Annotated in this window: 10 protein-coding genes and 1 pseudogene; 6 read left to right on the forward strand and 5 right to left on the reverse strand. The window is 39.6% G+C overall.

Going from position 1 to position 15,895, the window contains the following annotated elements; genetic code table 11:
- Positions 1-46 precede the first annotated feature (46 nt).
- Positions 47-2,095, reverse strand: a complete 2,049-nt coding sequence (gene metG / locus DPV97_RS04175; protein WP_070714445.1) for a methionine--tRNA ligase — start codon at positions 2,093-2,095, stop codon at positions 47-49.
- Positions 2,096-2,256: 161 nt separating this feature from the next.
- On the opposite strand from metG, the gene apbC reads away from it, so the two are divergent.
- Entirely contained in the window at positions 2,257-3,369 is a 1,113-nt protein-coding gene (gene apbC / locus DPV97_RS04180; protein WP_070714444.1) for an iron-sulfur cluster carrier protein ApbC, read from the forward strand.
- A 72-nt stretch (positions 3,370-3,441) separates the two neighbouring features.
- On the opposite strand, the gene DPV97_RS04185 is transcribed toward apbC, so the two are convergent.
- The 4 genes from DPV97_RS04185 to DPV97_RS04200 all read right to left on the reverse strand — a co-directional run bounded on the left by DPV97_RS04185 (position 3,442) and on the right by DPV97_RS04200 (position 8,707).
- Positions 3,442-4,071 (reverse strand): histidine phosphatase family protein, encoded by a 630-nt coding sequence (locus DPV97_RS04185; RefSeq protein ID WP_070714440.1) that lies wholly within the window; start codon positions 4,069-4,071, stop codon positions 3,442-3,444.
- Positions 4,072-4,124: 53 nt separating this feature from the next.
- Positions 4,125-5,492, reverse strand: coding sequence for a toxin/drug exporter TdeA (gene tdeA, locus DPV97_RS04190; protein WP_070714437.1), 1,368 nt, complete (start codon positions 5,490-5,492; stop codon positions 4,125-4,127).
- Between the two features lie 83 nt (positions 5,493-5,575).
- Entirely contained in the window at positions 5,576-7,507 is a 1,932-nt protein-coding gene (locus tag DPV97_RS04195) for a MacB family efflux pump subunit (RefSeq protein ID WP_070714436.1), read from the reverse strand.
- Between the two features lie 18 nt (positions 7,508-7,525).
- Positions 7,526-8,707, reverse strand: coding sequence for an efflux RND transporter periplasmic adaptor subunit (locus tag DPV97_RS04200; protein ID WP_070714434.1), 1,182 nt, complete (start codon positions 8,705-8,707; stop codon positions 7,526-7,528).
- 223 nt (positions 8,708-8,930) lie between these two features.
- Between DPV97_RS04200 and glnS the strand changes: the two genes are divergently transcribed.
- From glnS to glgX, 5 genes and pseudogenes are all read left to right on the forward strand, one after another.
- A complete protein-coding gene (gene glnS, locus DPV97_RS04205; protein ID WP_070714432.1) occupies positions 8,931-10,604 on the forward strand; it encodes a glutamine--tRNA ligase in 1,674 nt (557 codons plus the stop codon).
- A gap of 66 nt (positions 10,605-10,670) precedes the next feature.
- Entirely contained in the window at positions 10,671-11,123 is a 453-nt protein-coding gene (locus tag DPV97_RS04210) for a YcgN family cysteine cluster protein (protein WP_070714431.1), read from the forward strand.
- A gap of 70 nt (positions 11,124-11,193) precedes the next feature.
- A pseudogene (locus DPV97_RS04215) lies at positions 11,194-11,544 on the forward strand (4-alpha-glucanotransferase); the annotation flags it as partial.
- A 70-nt stretch (positions 11,545-11,614) separates the two neighbouring features.
- Positions 11,615-13,807, forward strand: coding sequence for a 1,4-alpha-glucan branching protein GlgB (glgB, locus tag DPV97_RS04220; protein WP_070714429.1), 2,193 nt, complete (start codon positions 11,615-11,617; stop codon positions 13,805-13,807).
- A 99-nt stretch (positions 13,808-13,906) separates the two neighbouring features.
- Positions 13,907-15,886 carry a glycogen debranching protein GlgX gene (glgX, locus tag DPV97_RS04225; protein WP_070714427.1) on the forward strand — a complete coding sequence of 660 codons (1,980 nt, stop codon included), beginning with the start codon at positions 13,907-13,909 and terminating at the stop codon, positions 15,884-15,886.
- The last annotated feature ends 9 nt before the right edge of the window (positions 15,887-15,895 follow it).

A 15,895-nucleotide genomic window follows, 5' to 3' on the forward strand; every position in this document is an offset into this window, starting at 1 on the left:
TCTATTTGGCAATGAAAAAGGCGACCGAAGTCGCCTAAATATTAAATTATTTTACTTGCATACCGGCAGTGACACCTCTATCAGCTGAAAGTAAGAATAAATCACTTCCGCCAGTACCAGCAGAAAGAATCATCCCTTCCGATACGCCGAATTTCATTTTACGCGGTGCAAGATTTGCAACCACTATAACAAAACGACCTTCCAATTCTTCAGGTTTGTTGTAAGCCGCTTTAATGCCAGAGAACACTTGGCGAGTATGGTCACCTAAATCTAATTCAAAACGTAAGAGTTTGTTTGATTCTGGTACTGCTTCGCACTTCAGTACTTTTGCCACACGCATATCAATTTTAGTAAAATCGTCAATGGTAGTGGTGTCAGCAATCGGTTCAACACTTGAAAGTGCGGCCAGTTTTGCCGCTGTTTTTTCTGTCGCTTTATTTGCTTCAGCGAAAAGTGCTTTAGTTTCTTCTACAACAGCATCAATTTGTTTTTTCTCTAAACGCGAGAAAAGCGCTTTAAATGGAGTAAGTTGATGACCTAATAGTGGCTGTGCAATATTATCCCATGTTAGTTCTGTTTGTAAGAACGCTTCTGCGCGTTCCGCCAGTTTTGGAAGAACCGGTTTTAAGTAAGACATTAATACACGGAAAAGCTCGATACCCATTGAGCAAACCGCTTGTAATTCGGCATCTTTGCCTGCTTCTTTAGCAATAACCCAAGGGGCTTTTTCATCAATGTATTTATTCGCCTTATCGGTTAATGTCATGATTTCACGAATCGCTTTGTTGTATTCGCGGCTTTCATAATAAGCAGCGATTTGTTCAGCTTGTGCAGTGAATTCTGCAAAAAGCGCTTCGTCTTCTAATTTATCTGCTAATTTGCCTTCAAAACGTTTAGCAATAAATCCAGCATTACGAGAAGCCAAATTGACTAATTTATTAACAATATCCGTATTGACACGTTGAACGAAATCTTCCAAGTTGAAATCAAGATCTTCGATACGATCGTTTAATTTTGCCGCGTAGTAATAACGTAAACATTCCGGATCAATGTGATTTAAATAGGTGCTGGCTTGGATAAATGTACCGCGTGATTTTGACATTTTGGCGCCATCTACGGTGACATAACCATGAGCAAACACATTGGTTGGTTTGCGGTATTCGCTCCCTTCTAACATTGCTGGCCAGAATAGGCTGTGGAAATACACGATATCTTTACCGATAAAGTGATAAAGTTCTGCATCGCTGTTTTCTCCCCAGAATTCATTAAAATCAATGCCTTCACGATCGCAGAGATTTTTGAAAGAAGCCATGTAGCCAATTGGCGCATCCAACCAAACATAGAAGAATTTATCTTTTGCACCTGGAATTTCAAAACCAAAATAAGGTGCATCACGAGAGATATCCCATTGTTGTAAGCCACTTTCAAACCATTCTTGCATTTTGTTTGCAATTTCAGGTTGAAGTGAGCCAGAGCGAGTCCATTCTTTTAACATGCCTTCAAAAGCAGGTAAATCAAAGAAAAAGTGTTCAGACTCTTTAACAATTGGTGTTGCACCTGATACTGCAGAACGTGGATTAATTAGATCCATTGGGCTATAAGTAGAGGCACAAACTTCACAGTTATCACCGTATTGATCTTCGGCTTTACATTTTGGGCAAGTCCCTTTGACGAAACGATCCGGTAAGAACATATTCTTTTCAGGATCGAATAATTGAGAAATGATTTTGGTTTTAATAAAGCCTTTCGCTTTTAACTTATTGTAAATCTCAGCGGTGAGTTGTTTATTTTCTTCACTGTGAGTAGAGTGATAGTTATCAAAACTGATATTAAAACCTGCAAAATCACGTATGTGATCAGCTTTTGCTTTTGCGATTAGTTCTTCTGGTGTAATGCCTAATTTATCGGCATTAAGCATAATTGGTGTACCGTGTGCATCATCTGCACAGACAAAATGAATTTTATTGCCACGCATACGTTGGAAACGTACCCAAATATCCGCTTGAATATGTTCTAACATATGGCCTAAATGAATGGCGCCATTTGCATAAGGTAATGCACAAGTGACTAAAATTTTACGAGGTTGAGCTGTCATTATTTTTCTCTTATTCTTTTTGCAAAAATTGCGAGTATGTTACCCGATTAGTGCGATTTTTTCTAGTTTAGTTATACTTTTAGCTTAACATTTGAGGTGTAAAAGGAGTAGAATATCCCTGACAAATTTACTCTACTACCTACTACTATTAAAGGAATACTATGGCAACTGCTTTTTCTGAAAATTTAACGGCAGAACAACAATCTCAGGTTCTGCAACTTTTCCAACAATTTCAACACCCAACGTTACAAAAAGACTTAATCGAATTAAAGACTTTGAAGAAAGTTGAAAAAGGCGGTGACATATTACGTATTGAATTACAATTGCCTTTTGCATGGAACACTGGCGTGGAGCAAGTGAAACAACAGCTTTCAGATGCATTATTAAAAGCAACAGATAGCAAAGAAATCAAGTGGGTGGTGAATTATCAAATTGCTACTTTAAAACGTGCGAATAATCAACCCGCTGTAAAAGGTGTGAAGAACATCATTGCGGTGACTTCAGGTAAAGGAGGGGTAGGGAAATCATCCGTTTCGGTGAATCTTGCGCTTGCTTTACAAGCTCAAGGTGCTCGTGTGGGTATTTTAGATGCCGATATTTATGGTCCATCTGTTCCGCATATGTTAGGCGCCCCACATCAACGCCCAACCTCACCAGATAACCAACATATCACCCCGATTAAAGCACATGGTTTATCTGCAAACTCGATCGGTTTCTTAATGGATGAAGATAATGCGACTATTTGGCGTGGTCCAATGGCAAGTAGTGCATTAAGTCAGCTTTTAAATGAAACCTTATGGGATAGTTTAGATTACTTAGTGATTGATATGCCTCCTGGTACAGGTGATATTCAATTGACCCTTTCACAGCAAATTCCTGTAACGGGGGCAGTTGTGGTCACAACACCACAAGACATCGCGTTATTAGATGCGGTGAAAGGTGTATCTATGTTTGAACGTGTGTCTGTACCTGTGTTAGGTATTGTGGAAAATATGTCTATGCATATTTGTAGCAATTGCGGCCATCACGAACCGATTTTCGGTACTGGTGGTGCAGAAAAAATGGCACAAAAATACAATGTGAAAGTATTAGGCCAGTTACCTTTGAATATTCAAGTTCGTCAAGATTTGGATGCGGGTAAACCAACTGTGGTTGCTGCACCAGATAGTGAAATTGCGAAATCTTTCTTAGATTTAGCAGAGAAAGTGTCAACAGAGCTTTACTGGCAAGGTTCTGTGATTCCAAGCGAGATTTTATTCCGCGAAGTGAAATAATTACAAAAACATCATAAAAATTAACCGCACTTTAGGTCATCCAAAGTGCGGTTATTTTTTAGCGAAATTTGCTTATTTTAAATGATCCGCATCATTCATTTTCTCAATGCAAAAACCGTTTTTATCATCATAATGAACAACACTAATTGAGGTGTTGATGAGTGATACTGATTTATCTTCATCGCGGTGATTTTGCCACGTTGCGCCGTTTAACAAGGCAAGCAATAAACGCAAGGTATGGCCATGCGATACAATGAGAATATTACCTTGATCGTGGATCTTAATAATATCCTGTAATGCTTTCATGGCACGTTCGCCTAATTGCTCAAACGTTTCGCCACCATTTACTTGAGCTTTGTAATTAGCAGGATCTTTAATGAGTTGCTTGAATTCAGGGTGTTCTCTTAACGTATCGACAACTAGGCCTTCCCAAGAACCAAAATATTGTTCGTTTAAACCTTGGTGATGGAAAAGGGGAATATCACGTTCTCCGATAATGTGAGAGGCGGTCTCAATAGTACGTTTCAATATGCTGGAATAAGCGGCAATGAAAGGAATGTTATTAAGTGCCACGCCTGTTTTTTTCGCACCATTAATGCCTTCTTCGGTTAAAGGGGAATCGCCATGACCTTGCATTAAACCATCCGTATTCCAAACGGTTTTACCGTGGCGAATGAAATAAAAAGTTAGTTGTTTTTTCATTTTTCATGTCCATAAAAAAGATTAAGGAAGCCGAAACTTCCTTAATCATGATTTTAACGGGAGTAATAACCTGCCATTGAACTATATACGGCATTTTCTGCTTGAATGATGTTGTATTTCGCATTCAAGATAGAAAGTTGAGAGCTTTTCTCTGTATTTGCCGCAGCAAGCCATTCACGTAATTCAGATACACCTGCATTGTAACGATCTCGATAGTATTTAGTGATACGTTGGTTATAACTGTGAGTTTTTTGCAAGTTGGCAAAGGCACTTTGTGCTTGTGTGTAGGCAAAGTAGTTGGTATCTACATCATTCAAGGCTTTAGTGATGCTTTGCTCATAGTTTAAACGTGCGGTTTCATAATCTGCTTCAGAGATTTTCACGTTCCATTTCACCGTATTCCAGTTGAGGAATGGTAGGCTAATGCCGATTAAACCTGTACCAACTGGATTGTGCAATGCGTTACCGACTTTAGTACCATTTGATGTTAAGCTTCCGCCTAAAGTGACTTCAGGGAACCAGCCTTTTTCAGTTGCTTTGGCATTTTTGAACGCACTGCTTAAGCGATATTGATAGCCTTTTACATCAGGGCGATTCGCAATCACAGAAACGGGCACATTTAAATTTACGCCCACATTTTTTACATTAAGAATGTGTGGGAAGTTGATATTTAATGCTTCTTCCGGTTTTAAGTTCAGTAAGTTACGTAAAGTTTGTTCTGCTGTTTTACGCTGCGTTTGGTAGTTGATCAAGTTATTACGTGCGTTTAACACCGCTTGTTGTGCTTGATCTACACTTGCACTGTCCGCCACACCTTGTGATAAACGGCGTTGCATAATGCTGCTAATGTCGTTGTAGTATTTAATGGTTTCTTCGGTTGTGCTGATCGCATCATTCAAGTAGGCTATTTGATAATAGGTTGTCACAACAGAGTTGATGAGTGAAAGTTTCGTTGCTTCTAAATCTTCAGCTGTTGCTTTATGTGACCATTCTGCGGCATCTGCAGTATCTGCTAAACGTTGCCATAGATCTAACGTATAACTCACATTTAATGCACCTTTATGACTGATGGTTGAGTTACCACCAGTTTTAAGATTTTTACCTGCAGAAGATTGGGTTGAACCGCTAAATGCCGGAATTAAATTTGCGCCTGCAAGGTTTGCATTGTATAAAGCACGGTTTACGGCGACAGACGCTTTGGCTAAATCTTTGTTGTTAACTAATGCTTGTTCTACTACTCGATTTAATTGTGAATCATTGTAAAGCGCCCACCAGTTTTCTTTTACATTAAATTGTTTGGTGATTTCCGCATAATTTTGGTAATCCTGCTGGCTCGCTTTATAAGAATAGCCGATGTTAGCACAACCTGCCAGAGCAGTTGCCATCGCGATTGCTAAGGTTAACTTTTTCATCTTTAACATGGATTTTTTCCTTTCTTTTAATTAAAATGCGGTCAAAAATTAGTAAGAATTTTAACCGCTCTTTTGAGTTTTACAAAATTTCTTTATTCTCTCGCAAGTGCTGTAATTGGATCTAATTGTGCTGCGCGTTTTGCCGGCATATAACCGAAGATCACACCAATAAGGGTAGAGAAGACTACTGCGGCAACAATTGAGCCAGTTGAGAACGCCATCGTAAAGTCAGTCATAAATACGTTAAATAGCAGACCGATTAAACCTGAAAGCAGAATACCCGTCATGCCGCCAATTAAACAAATCAGCACGGCTTCAATTAAAAATTGTTGTAGAATATTGAATTGTCTTGCCCCAATAGCCATGCGCACACCAATCTCTTTAGTTCGCTCTGTTACGGAAACCAACATAATATTCATTACACCAATACCACCAACGATCAATGAAATAAAGGCGATAGAGGAAATGAGCAATTTCATCGTGCCGGTTGTGCTTTCAATGGTTTGTTTAATGGTATCGCTATTCATGATGAAGAAATCTTTTTTACCATGACGTATGGTGAGCAATTCAGTAATTCCTTTTTCAGCGACAGTCGTATTCACGGAATCATCCACTTTTACGGTAATTGAAGCAATTTTTTTGCTACCCGAAATACGATTCATCACGGTAGTGTAAGGTGCATAGAGATTAAGTGAACTGCTTGCTCCGCCCATTTGTTTATCAGATACCACGCCAATAATGCGTAATGGACGTTTATTAAACATTAAGATTTTGCCGATAGGATTTTCATCAGGGAAAATGGATTTTTTCGCACTTTCATCGATTAAGGCCACTTGATTGTTATCAGCAACATCTTGAGCTGAAAATAAATTACCAGATTTTAGTTTTAATCCATCTACATCAAAATATTGTTCGCCCACACCTTTTAAGCTGGTCGAGGAGAAAGTCTGGTTACCATAAATTAATGTGCCACTTGATGAGCTATTTGGCGTGACGCTTTGTACATAGCTTTGTTGGTTTAAGGCAGTGGCATCATTAATCGTCAGATTTTGCATTTGTTCAGCACGACGATCACCAAAGCCTGTACCATTAAAAATTGTTATGGTGCTCGTCCCAATTCCTCGAATATTTTCCAAGATTTTTTGCTGTGAACCATTTCCCAATGCCACGACAGAAACCACGGAGGTAATCCCGATAATAATCCCGAGCATGGTTAAAAGAGAACGCATTTTGTGGGCAATAATGGCACTCACAGACATACGAAAGGCTTCAACAAATTGATCTTTGCTGAACCCAAAGTGCGGTTTAGATTTGGTTGGATTTTCGACCGCACTTTTTACTGCTTCTTTTTGCGTATCGCCAATGATTTCGCCATCTTTAATTTCAATCACGCGATTCGCACTGGCGGCAATTTCTCGGTCGTGGGTTACCATAATAATAGTGTGGCCTTCTGCATGTAATTGGCGCAGAATTTCCATCACATTTTGACCGCTTTGTGAATCCAATGCACCAGTGGGTTCATCGGCTAAAATAATTTCACCGCCATTCATCAACGCACGCGCAATACTCACACGTTGTTGCTGACCACCAGAAAGCTGGCTTGGTTTATTTTGCCATTTATCGCCTAAACCTAATTTTTCTAAAAGTTGTTTTGCACGAGAAAGACGTTTTTCTTGCGACATCCCCGCATAAATTGCAGGCAAGGCGACGTTTTCTGCAGCGGTCAAGCTCGACAATAAGTTATAGCGTTGGAAAATAAAGCCGAATTTTTGGCTACGTAAATCTGAAAGCTGATCTTTGCTTAATTCAATGGTTTCTTTGCCATTGATTTTGTAAGAACCACTGGTTGCCGTATCCAAACCCCCGATGATGTTCATCAAGGTCGATTTACCCGAACCCGATTGCCCAATAATCGCGACGAAATCGCCTTTTTCTATATTTAAAGAGACATTCTTCAAAATATGAACACGATTTTCGCCTTCACCGAAGTAACGGTTGAGATCCTTAATTTCAATGATATTCATTAATTTTCTACCGCACTTTTAGAACATTCTTGGACCACGAGGCATCGAGCCAACTTGTTCACCATTCGCAACTTGCGACACGATGACTTTTTCACCTTCATTTAAACCCGATTTGATTTCAGTTTTGAAATCATTTTGAACACCGGTTTCAACTTCGCGAGGTTTTGGCTGATTTTTGTCATTCAATACATTTACAAAGCTTTTGCCATCACGTTTTTGAATAGCCATATTGGAAACCAATAACACATCTTTCGCGTTGGCAATTTTGATGTTGTTTTCTGTCGTCATTCCGATGCGTAAAGTACGATCTGGGTTATCAATCAAAACATTGGCGTAATAGTAGATCGCACTGGTCGTTGAGCTGCTACTTGAAATCGTCGAAGATGATGTTGAAGAACTATCACTTGTCGTGGTATTGGCTGGATCAACAGAATCAATGATCGAGTGATATACAGTTTGGCTATCCGATAAAATAGTAAAACTCACTTCTTGACCTGCTTTCACTTTGGTAATGTCGCCTTCTGAAATTTCAGGCTTAATTTTCATTTTGCTTAAATCAGCAATGGTCACAATCGTTGGAGTCGTTTGGTTGGCATTAACGGTTTGACCTTCAGAAACGGGCACAGAAATAACGGTACCATCCATTGGTGCGGTGATTTTGGTGTAGCCCACATTGGTTTCTGCGGTATTCACTTCAATTTCAGCTTGTTTGATATTGGCTTCAATGGCTTCCATTTCGGCTTTTGCATTATCAAGGGTGCTTTTTGCGGTATTCACACTATCTAAAGACGTGGCTTTTTGCGTATAAAGTTTTGATAAGCGGTTATAGCTTGAAAGTGCAACATCGTAAGCGGTTTTCTTCGCTTTCAATTGTGCTTGATAGCTCACCAATGCAGCCTTTTTGGTATTTAAGGTATTAATTTGGGTTGTGGAATCAATATCAGCGATCATTTCGCCTTTTTTGATTTCTTGCCCTAATTTGACATAGAGTTTGGTGATTTTACCCGAAGCTTGGGCGCCGACATCGACTTCATTCACGCTTTCAATCGAACCAGAAGCGACAACTGTTTTTTCAACATTGCCACGGGTAACGGATTCAGTAAGATAAGTCGTTTCTTGTTTGCTATTGCTAGAGAAAAAATAATAAGCTGCACCAGCAGCAATGAGTAATCCGAGTAAAATAAAAAAGCGTTTTTTCATAGAGATTTTGTCATTCCAAATAAAAAAATGAACGTTTGTTCAGTGAAAGTGTATTCTAAAGGTAAACTTTTCAGTTTGCACGAAAAATCTTCAAATTAGACCTAAAAATCCTAAAAAATTCAGTATTAATTTAATGAAAGTGCGGTTAGTTTTGGGATCAAATTCACAACGTCAGACTTTTCGTATAGAATGGAGTAATTATTTTCAATTTATTGAGAAATTTATGAGCAATACAGAACACACTCTAGAAAATGCGGAAAATACCCGCACACACAATTTCATTACTCAAATTATTGATGAAGATTTAGCTTCGGGTAAACACAAAAGCGTTCATACTCGTTTTCCACCTGAGCCGAACGGCTATTTACATATCGGCCACGCAAAATCGATTTGCTTAAACTTCGGCTTGGCAAAAGAATATAACGGTTTATGTAACCTACGTTTTGACGATACCAACCCTGTGAAAGAAGACGTGGAATATGTAGATTCCATCAAAGAAGATGTGCAATGGTTAGGTTTTAAATGGGAAGGTGAGCCACGTTATGCTTCCGATTATTTCGATGCACTTTATGGCTATGCCATTGAATTAATAGAAAAAGGCTTAGCGTATGTAGATGAGCTTTCTCCAGATGAAATGCGTGAGTATCGCGGCACCTTAACTGAGCCAGGTAAAAATAGCCCATATCGTGATCGTAGTGTCGAAGAAAACTTAGCGCTATTTGAAAGAATGAAAAATGGAGAGTTTGCCGAAGGGACATTAAGTCTTCGTGCGAAAATCGACATGGCTTCACCATTTATGGTCATGCGTGATCCCGTGCTTTATCGTATTAAATTTGCAAGCCATCACCAAACCGGTGATAAATGGTGCATTTACCCAATGTACGATTTCACTCACTGTATTTCTGATGCCATTGAGCGTATTACACATTCTCTATGTACATTAGAGTTTCAAGACAACCGTCGTTTATATGACTGGGTGTTGGAAAATATCAGTATTGAACGTCCATTACCGCATCAATATGAATTCTCTCGTTTAAATTTAGAAGGTACGTTAACCTCTAAACGTAAATTATTGAAATTAGTAAACGACGGCATAGTGGATGGTTGGAATGATCCGCGTATGCCGACGATTTCTGGTTTACGTCGTCGTGGTTATACACCGGCTTCGTTACGTGAATTCTGTCGTCGTATCGGTGTGACTAAACAAGATAACGTTGTAGAATATTCTGCACTTGAAGCGTGTATTCGTGAAGATTTAAACGAAAATGCACCACGCGCAATGGCGGTGATTGATCCTGTTCGCGTAGTGATTGAAAACTTTGAAGGCGAAGAAATCTTAACGGCACCAAATCACCCAAATCGCCCTGAATTAGGTGAGCGTCAATTACCGTTTACGAAAGAGCTTTATATTGATCGTGCAGACTTCCGTGAAGAAGCGAACAAGCAATATAAACGTTTAGTATTAGGTAAAGAAGTGCGTTTACGTAACGCTTATGTGATTAAAGCTGAACGTGTCGAAAAAGATGCAAATGGTGAAATCACCACGATTTTCTGTACTTACGATCCTGAAACGTTAGGTAAAAATCCAGCAGATGGTCGTAAAGTGAAAGGGGTAATTCACTGGGTTTCTGCAGTGCATAACCATCCAGCTGAATTCCGTTTATACGAGCGTCTTTTCACCGTACCAAACCCAGGTGCAGCAGAAGAAATCGAAAGCGTGCTAAATCCAACCTCTTTAGTGGTAAAACACGGTTTTGTAGAACAAAGCTTGGCTAAAGCAGAAGCAGAGAAAGGTTATCAATTTGAACGTGAAGGTTATTTCTGTGCAGATAGTAAAGATAGCCGTCCTGAACATTTGGTATTTAATTTAACAGTAAGCTTAAAAGAAGGCTTCTAATTTTAATCAACCAAGTGCGGTCAAAAATCATGTAAATTTTGACCGCACTTTTTATTTGTATCAACTATGCAACTTGAACCTAATTTTTGGCAAACAAAATCCCTGCTTGAAATGACAGAATCCGAATGGGAAGCCTTATGTGATGGCTGCGGAAAATGCTGTTATCGAAAATACATTCAAGGGCGAGGCAAGCGTGAAAAACTTTATTACACACGCATTGCTTGTAATCTATTAGATGTGGAAACTGGAAAGTGCGGTAATTATTCAGAGCGTTTTAAAATTGAAACCGACTGCACCAAGCTCACCAAAAAGAATTTACCTGATTTTCATTGGTTGCCTGACACTTGCGCTTATCGTTTGCTTTATGAAGGAAAAACGCTCCCTGAATGGCATCCACTCATTTCTGGCCATGCGGATTCCTTGAAAAATGCTGATGTTTTAATCAAAAATGGTGTGCATGAACGCGATGTGATTGATTGGTTTGAATTTATTATTGACGAAGATCACACTTTTAAATAAAGCCGGTTGTCATCACTTTCAGCTTGGTTATAATACCTAACAAGAGTTATGCAGTTGTCATGTGGTGTCTATGCAAATCTCGGATTCTCTCAAACAAAAAGCAGAAAAATGCGGTATCGCACTTTTTCATTATGATATTGATGGACATCTTATTTTCGCAGATGAAAAGACGGTTTCAACTTTTGTTGAGCTTTTGCAGCCTCCGCCAAAAGCGAAAGGACAGTTTGACGATGTACTGGCAGCATTTGAAAATGAACCGATTAATTATCGACTCAATCGTCTAGATTTGCCCCCTGCCGATGAATATTGTTATCAGTTGATTGATGAATCTAATGTCATTCTGTTAGAAAAAACACTTTCAAATTTATCCGCACTTTCCTTGCCTCCACTTCCTTTTGGCTATTATCGTTTGGTGATTTTTATCGCCCAACAAACGAGAAAGTACTGTCGATTGTAAATAATCAAGCTCGCAAAGCATAAAGGAGTATGTCATGACAAAACTAGTCGCGCAATCAGTAATTAATTCATTTTTTGATGGCAAACATGCCGATCCTTTTGCTGTATTAGGCATGCATGAGACTCATAATGGTATTGAGGTTCGCGCTTTATTACCGGATGCAGATAAAGTCGAAGTGATTGATAAAGAAAGTCAATCTATCGTTGTCGTTCTTGAAAAAGTGGATGATCGCGGATTTTTTACTGCGATTGTGCCAGAGATTCATCATTTCTTTGTCTACCAATTAAAAGTGTATTGGGGGGCAGAAGCCCAAATTATTGAAGATCCGTATCGTTTCCATCCGATGATTAATGATTTAGATCAATGGCTATTAGCAGAAGGTTCATTATTACGTCCTTATGACGTATTAGGTGCACATTTCTCCGAATGTGATGGTGTGCCAGGCGTGAATTTCCGTGTATGGGCTCCAAATGCGAAACGCGTTTCATTGGTAGGTGATTTCAACTATTGGGACGGTCGCCGTCATCCAATGCGTTTCCATCCCGCAAGTTGTGTCTGGGAATTATTCTTACCAAAAACTAGCCTTGGTCAACGCTATAAATTTGAATTGATTGATTGCAATGGCAATCTTCGTTTGAAAGCCGATCCTTATGCATTCAGATCGGAATTACGTCCTGATACCGCATCAGAAATCAGCATGTTACCGGATGTAGTTGAAATGACGGAGCAACGTCGTAAAGCGAACCAACGTAATCAACCTATTTCGATTTACGAAGTGCATTTGGGATCATGGCGACGTAATTTAGAGAATAATTTCTGGCTTGATTATGACCAAATTGCTGATGAACTCATTCCTTATGTCAAACATATGGGCTTTACCCATATTGAGTTTTTACCACTCTCTGAATTTCCATTCGATGGTTCCTGGGGCTACCAACCAATAGGCTTGTATTCGCCGACCAGTCGTTTCGGTAAACCAGAAGCCTTTAAACGTTTAGTCGAAAAAGCCCACAAAGCAGGCATAAATGTGATTTTAGACTGGGTACCGGGACATTTCCCAAGTGATACACATGGTCTAGTCGCATTCGATGGCACGGCGTTATATGAGTATGCTGACCCGCGTGAGGGCTATCACCAAGACTGGAATACCTTGATTTATAACTATGGTCGTAATGAAGTAAAAAACTTCTTATCCAGCAATGCACTGTATTGGCTTGAACGCTTTGGTTTAGACGGTATTCGTGTGGATGCAGTTGCATCAATGATTTATCGAGATTATAGCCGAGCAGAAGGTGAATGGATTCCGAATCAATATGGCGGTCGTGAAAACTTAGAAGCCATTGAATTTTTAAAACATACCAACTGGAAAATTCACAGTGAAATGGCGGGTGCGATTTCTATTGCGGAAGAATCGACCTCTTTTGCTGGTGTGACTCACCCGAGTGAAAACGGTGGATTGGGATTTAATTTTAAATGGAATATGGGCTGGATGAACGATACGCTCGCCTATATGCAGCTTGATCCAATTTACCGCCAATATCATCATAATAAAATGACTTTTGGGATGATGTATCAATACAGTGAAAATTTTGTGCTACCGCTTTCGCATGATGAAGTGGTGCATGGCAAATATTCGCTCCTCGATAAAATGCCGGGAGACGCATGGCAAAAGTTTGCGAACTTACGTGCTTACTACGGTTATATGTGGGGGCACCCGGGTAAAAAATTGCTCTTTATGGGTAATGAATTTGCTCAAGGTCGTGAGTGGAATTACGAAGAAAGTTTGGACTGGTTCTTGCTTGATGAAAATATCGGTGAGGGCTGGCATAAAGGCGTTTTGAAATTAGTAAAAGATTTGAATCATATTTACCGAGAAAACTCACCGCTCTTTGAACTGGATTATTCACCTGAAGGCTTTGATTGGCTTGTCGTTGATGATGCTGCAAATTCTGTATTTGCCTTTGAACGTCGCAGTTCAAACGGAGAACGTATTATTGTCGTCAGTAACTTTACCCCTGTGCCTCGCCACGACTACCGTATCGGCGTGAATATTGCGGGCGAATATGAAGAAATTTTGAATACCGATTCAATGTACTATCAAGGCTCAAACGTGGGTAATTTTGGTTGTGTCGCAAGTGAAAATATCGAAAGCCACGGACGAGAAAATTCGATTTCAGTGTCCATTCCGCCGTTAGCAACAGTTTATTTGAGATTGAAGACGAAATAATCCGAATAGATAAATTGTAGGGGCGAATTACATTCGCTCTGATAAATCACCGATGTTTTGGGGCAAATGTAATTTGCCCTTACAAAAGCGATAAAAAATATGTTCAAAATCTACAACAACGGCAATCCTATTCCAATGGGATACTCACAAGCGGTCGAAAACAATGTGCAAATTACCAATTTCGCCCTGTTTTCCGCTGCGGCATCTGGCGTAGAACTTTGCCTTTTTGACGAAAAAAAACAAGAAACACGCTTGCCAATGGTGCGTACTGAAAATGTGTGGCATTTGGCGGTAACTGGCGTGAAAACTGGTACGGAATATGGTTTTCGCATTCACGGTGAACATGCCAATCCAAATAAATTAATGCTCGATCCTTATGCAAAAGTGGTGAATGGTAAACCAGATTTAACTATCGAAGAAAGTCGTTCTTGGTTCTTAATGAATGATCATCGCGATAATGCTCATATTGCGCCAAGAGCGGTGATTATTTCAGAAGATTTTGATTGGGAAAATGATACCGCACCCAATACGCCTTGGGCTGAAACCATTGTGTATGAATTGCACGTCAAAGGTTTTAGCCAACTTAACGACAAGATTCCCGCTGAATTACGGGGCACCTATGCGGGCTTAAGCCATCCTATTAATTTAGCTTATTTAAAAGAATTAGGTGTGACTGCTGTGGAATTGCTGCCTGTAAATTTCCATATCAATGAGCCGCACTTACAAGCCCGAGGTTTACAAAATTATTGGGGATACAATCCCTTAGCTATGTTTGCGGTGGAACCTAAATATGCGGCAACAAATAATCCATTAGCTGAATTTAAAGTGATGGTGAAGGCGTTTCACAACGCGGGCATTGAAGTTATTTTAGATGTGGTGTTTAACCATTCCGCAGAATCAGAGCAAAGCTACCCAACATTCTGCCAGCGTGGCATTGATGATCAAACTTACTATTGGCGCAATGATCAAGGGCGTTATATCAATTGGACAGGCTGCGGCAATATGCTCAATTTATCCTCTGATGTAGGGAGAAAATGGGTCGTAGATTGTTTACGTTATTGGGCTGAACAATGTCATGTTGATGGTTTTCGATTTGATTTAGCTTCGGTGCTTGGGCGTGATACACCAGATTTTAATGCACAAGCTCAGCTTTTTACTGACATAAAAAATGAGCCAAGTTTACAAAATATTAAATTGATTGCAGAGCCGTGGGATATTGGACATTACGGCTATCAAGTCGGGAATTTCCCAAATTATTTTGCGGAATGGAATGATCGTTTTCGTGATGAGCTTTGCCGTTTTTGGTTATGGAAAAGTGGTGAAATTGACGCATTTGCAGAACGCTTTGCAGGTTCTAGCGATTTATTTAAGAAAAATGATCGCTTGCCACACACAACGCTTAATTTTATTACCGCCCATGATGGTTTTGTCATGCAAGATTTGGTGAGTTATAACCAAAAACATAATGAAGCGAATGGCGAAGAAAATCGTGATGGCCGCAATGAAAATTACAGTTATAACCATGGGGTAGAAGGTTCTACAGAATTCCTTTATGAACAGCAAAAAAGTGCGGTGGAAAAGAACCGCACTTTTGCCCAAAGCGGATTATTAATGAGTTTATTGCTGGCGAATGGCACGCCTATGCTTTTGGCGGGCGATGAGTTCGGCAACACTCAATATGGTAACAATAATGCCTATTGCCAAGATAACGAAATTACTTGGCTGAAATGGGCAAATTTTAACAAGGAATTATTTGAACTTACCAAGCAAACGATTGCAGCACGTAAGCAAATTGGTAGTTTAAATCGGAATCAATGGTGGTCAGGTGACAATGTGCAATGGCTTAACATTCACGGTAACCAGATGACAGTTGACGATTGGCAAAATCAACAAACCAAAGCATTACAAGTAGTTTTAGATAAGCATTGTCTTTTATTGATTAATGCCAAAGCCGAAGGACAGGTTTTTCACTTACCTGACGGAAAATGGACACCTCAAATCGGCACACATAATTTAACTCTCGATGCACAACAAGCAGAGCTTAGCTCAATGGGCTTTTGTATGCTGAGTGACGAATAACTATAAGAC

The organism is Haemophilus parainfluenzae, from assembly GCF_003253005.1.
Lineage (GTDB): Bacteria > Pseudomonadota > Gammaproteobacteria > Enterobacterales > Pasteurellaceae > Haemophilus_D > Haemophilus_D parainfluenzae_M.

What these genes read in the sequence shown, in the direction of transcription:
- metG (WP_070714445.1), bottom strand. Translation starts at nt 2,095, where the DNA reads ATGACAGCTCAACCTCGTAAAATTTTAGTCACTTGTGCATTACCTTAT.
- apbC (WP_070714444.1), top strand. Translation starts at nt 2,257, where the DNA reads ATGGCAACTGCTTTTTCTGAAAATTTAACGGCAGAACAACAATCTCAG.
- DPV97_RS04185 (WP_070714440.1), bottom strand. Translation starts at nt 4,071, where the DNA reads ATGAAAAAACAACTAACTTTTTATTTCATTCGCCACGGTAAAACCGTT.
- tdeA (WP_070714437.1), bottom strand. Translation starts at nt 5,492, where the DNA reads ATGTTAAAGATGAAAAAGTTAACCTTAGCAATCGCGATGGCAACTGCT.
- DPV97_RS04195 (WP_070714436.1), bottom strand. Translation starts at nt 7,507, where the DNA reads ATGAATATCATTGAAATTAAGGATCTCAACCGTTACTTCGGTGAAGGC.
- DPV97_RS04200 (WP_070714434.1), bottom strand. Translation starts at nt 8,707, where the DNA reads ATGAAAAAACGCTTTTTTATTTTACTCGGATTACTCATTGCTGCTGGT.
- glnS (WP_070714432.1), top strand. Translation starts at nt 8,931, where the DNA reads ATGAGCAATACAGAACACACTCTAGAAAATGCGGAAAATACCCGCACA.
- DPV97_RS04210 (WP_070714431.1), top strand. Translation starts at nt 10,671, where the DNA reads ATGCAACTTGAACCTAATTTTTGGCAAACAAAATCCCTGCTTGAAATG.
- glgB (WP_070714429.1), top strand. Translation starts at nt 11,615, where the DNA reads ATGACAAAACTAGTCGCGCAATCAGTAATTAATTCATTTTTTGATGGC.
- glgX (WP_070714427.1), top strand. Translation starts at nt 13,907, where the DNA reads ATGTTCAAAATCTACAACAACGGCAATCCTATTCCAATGGGATACTCA.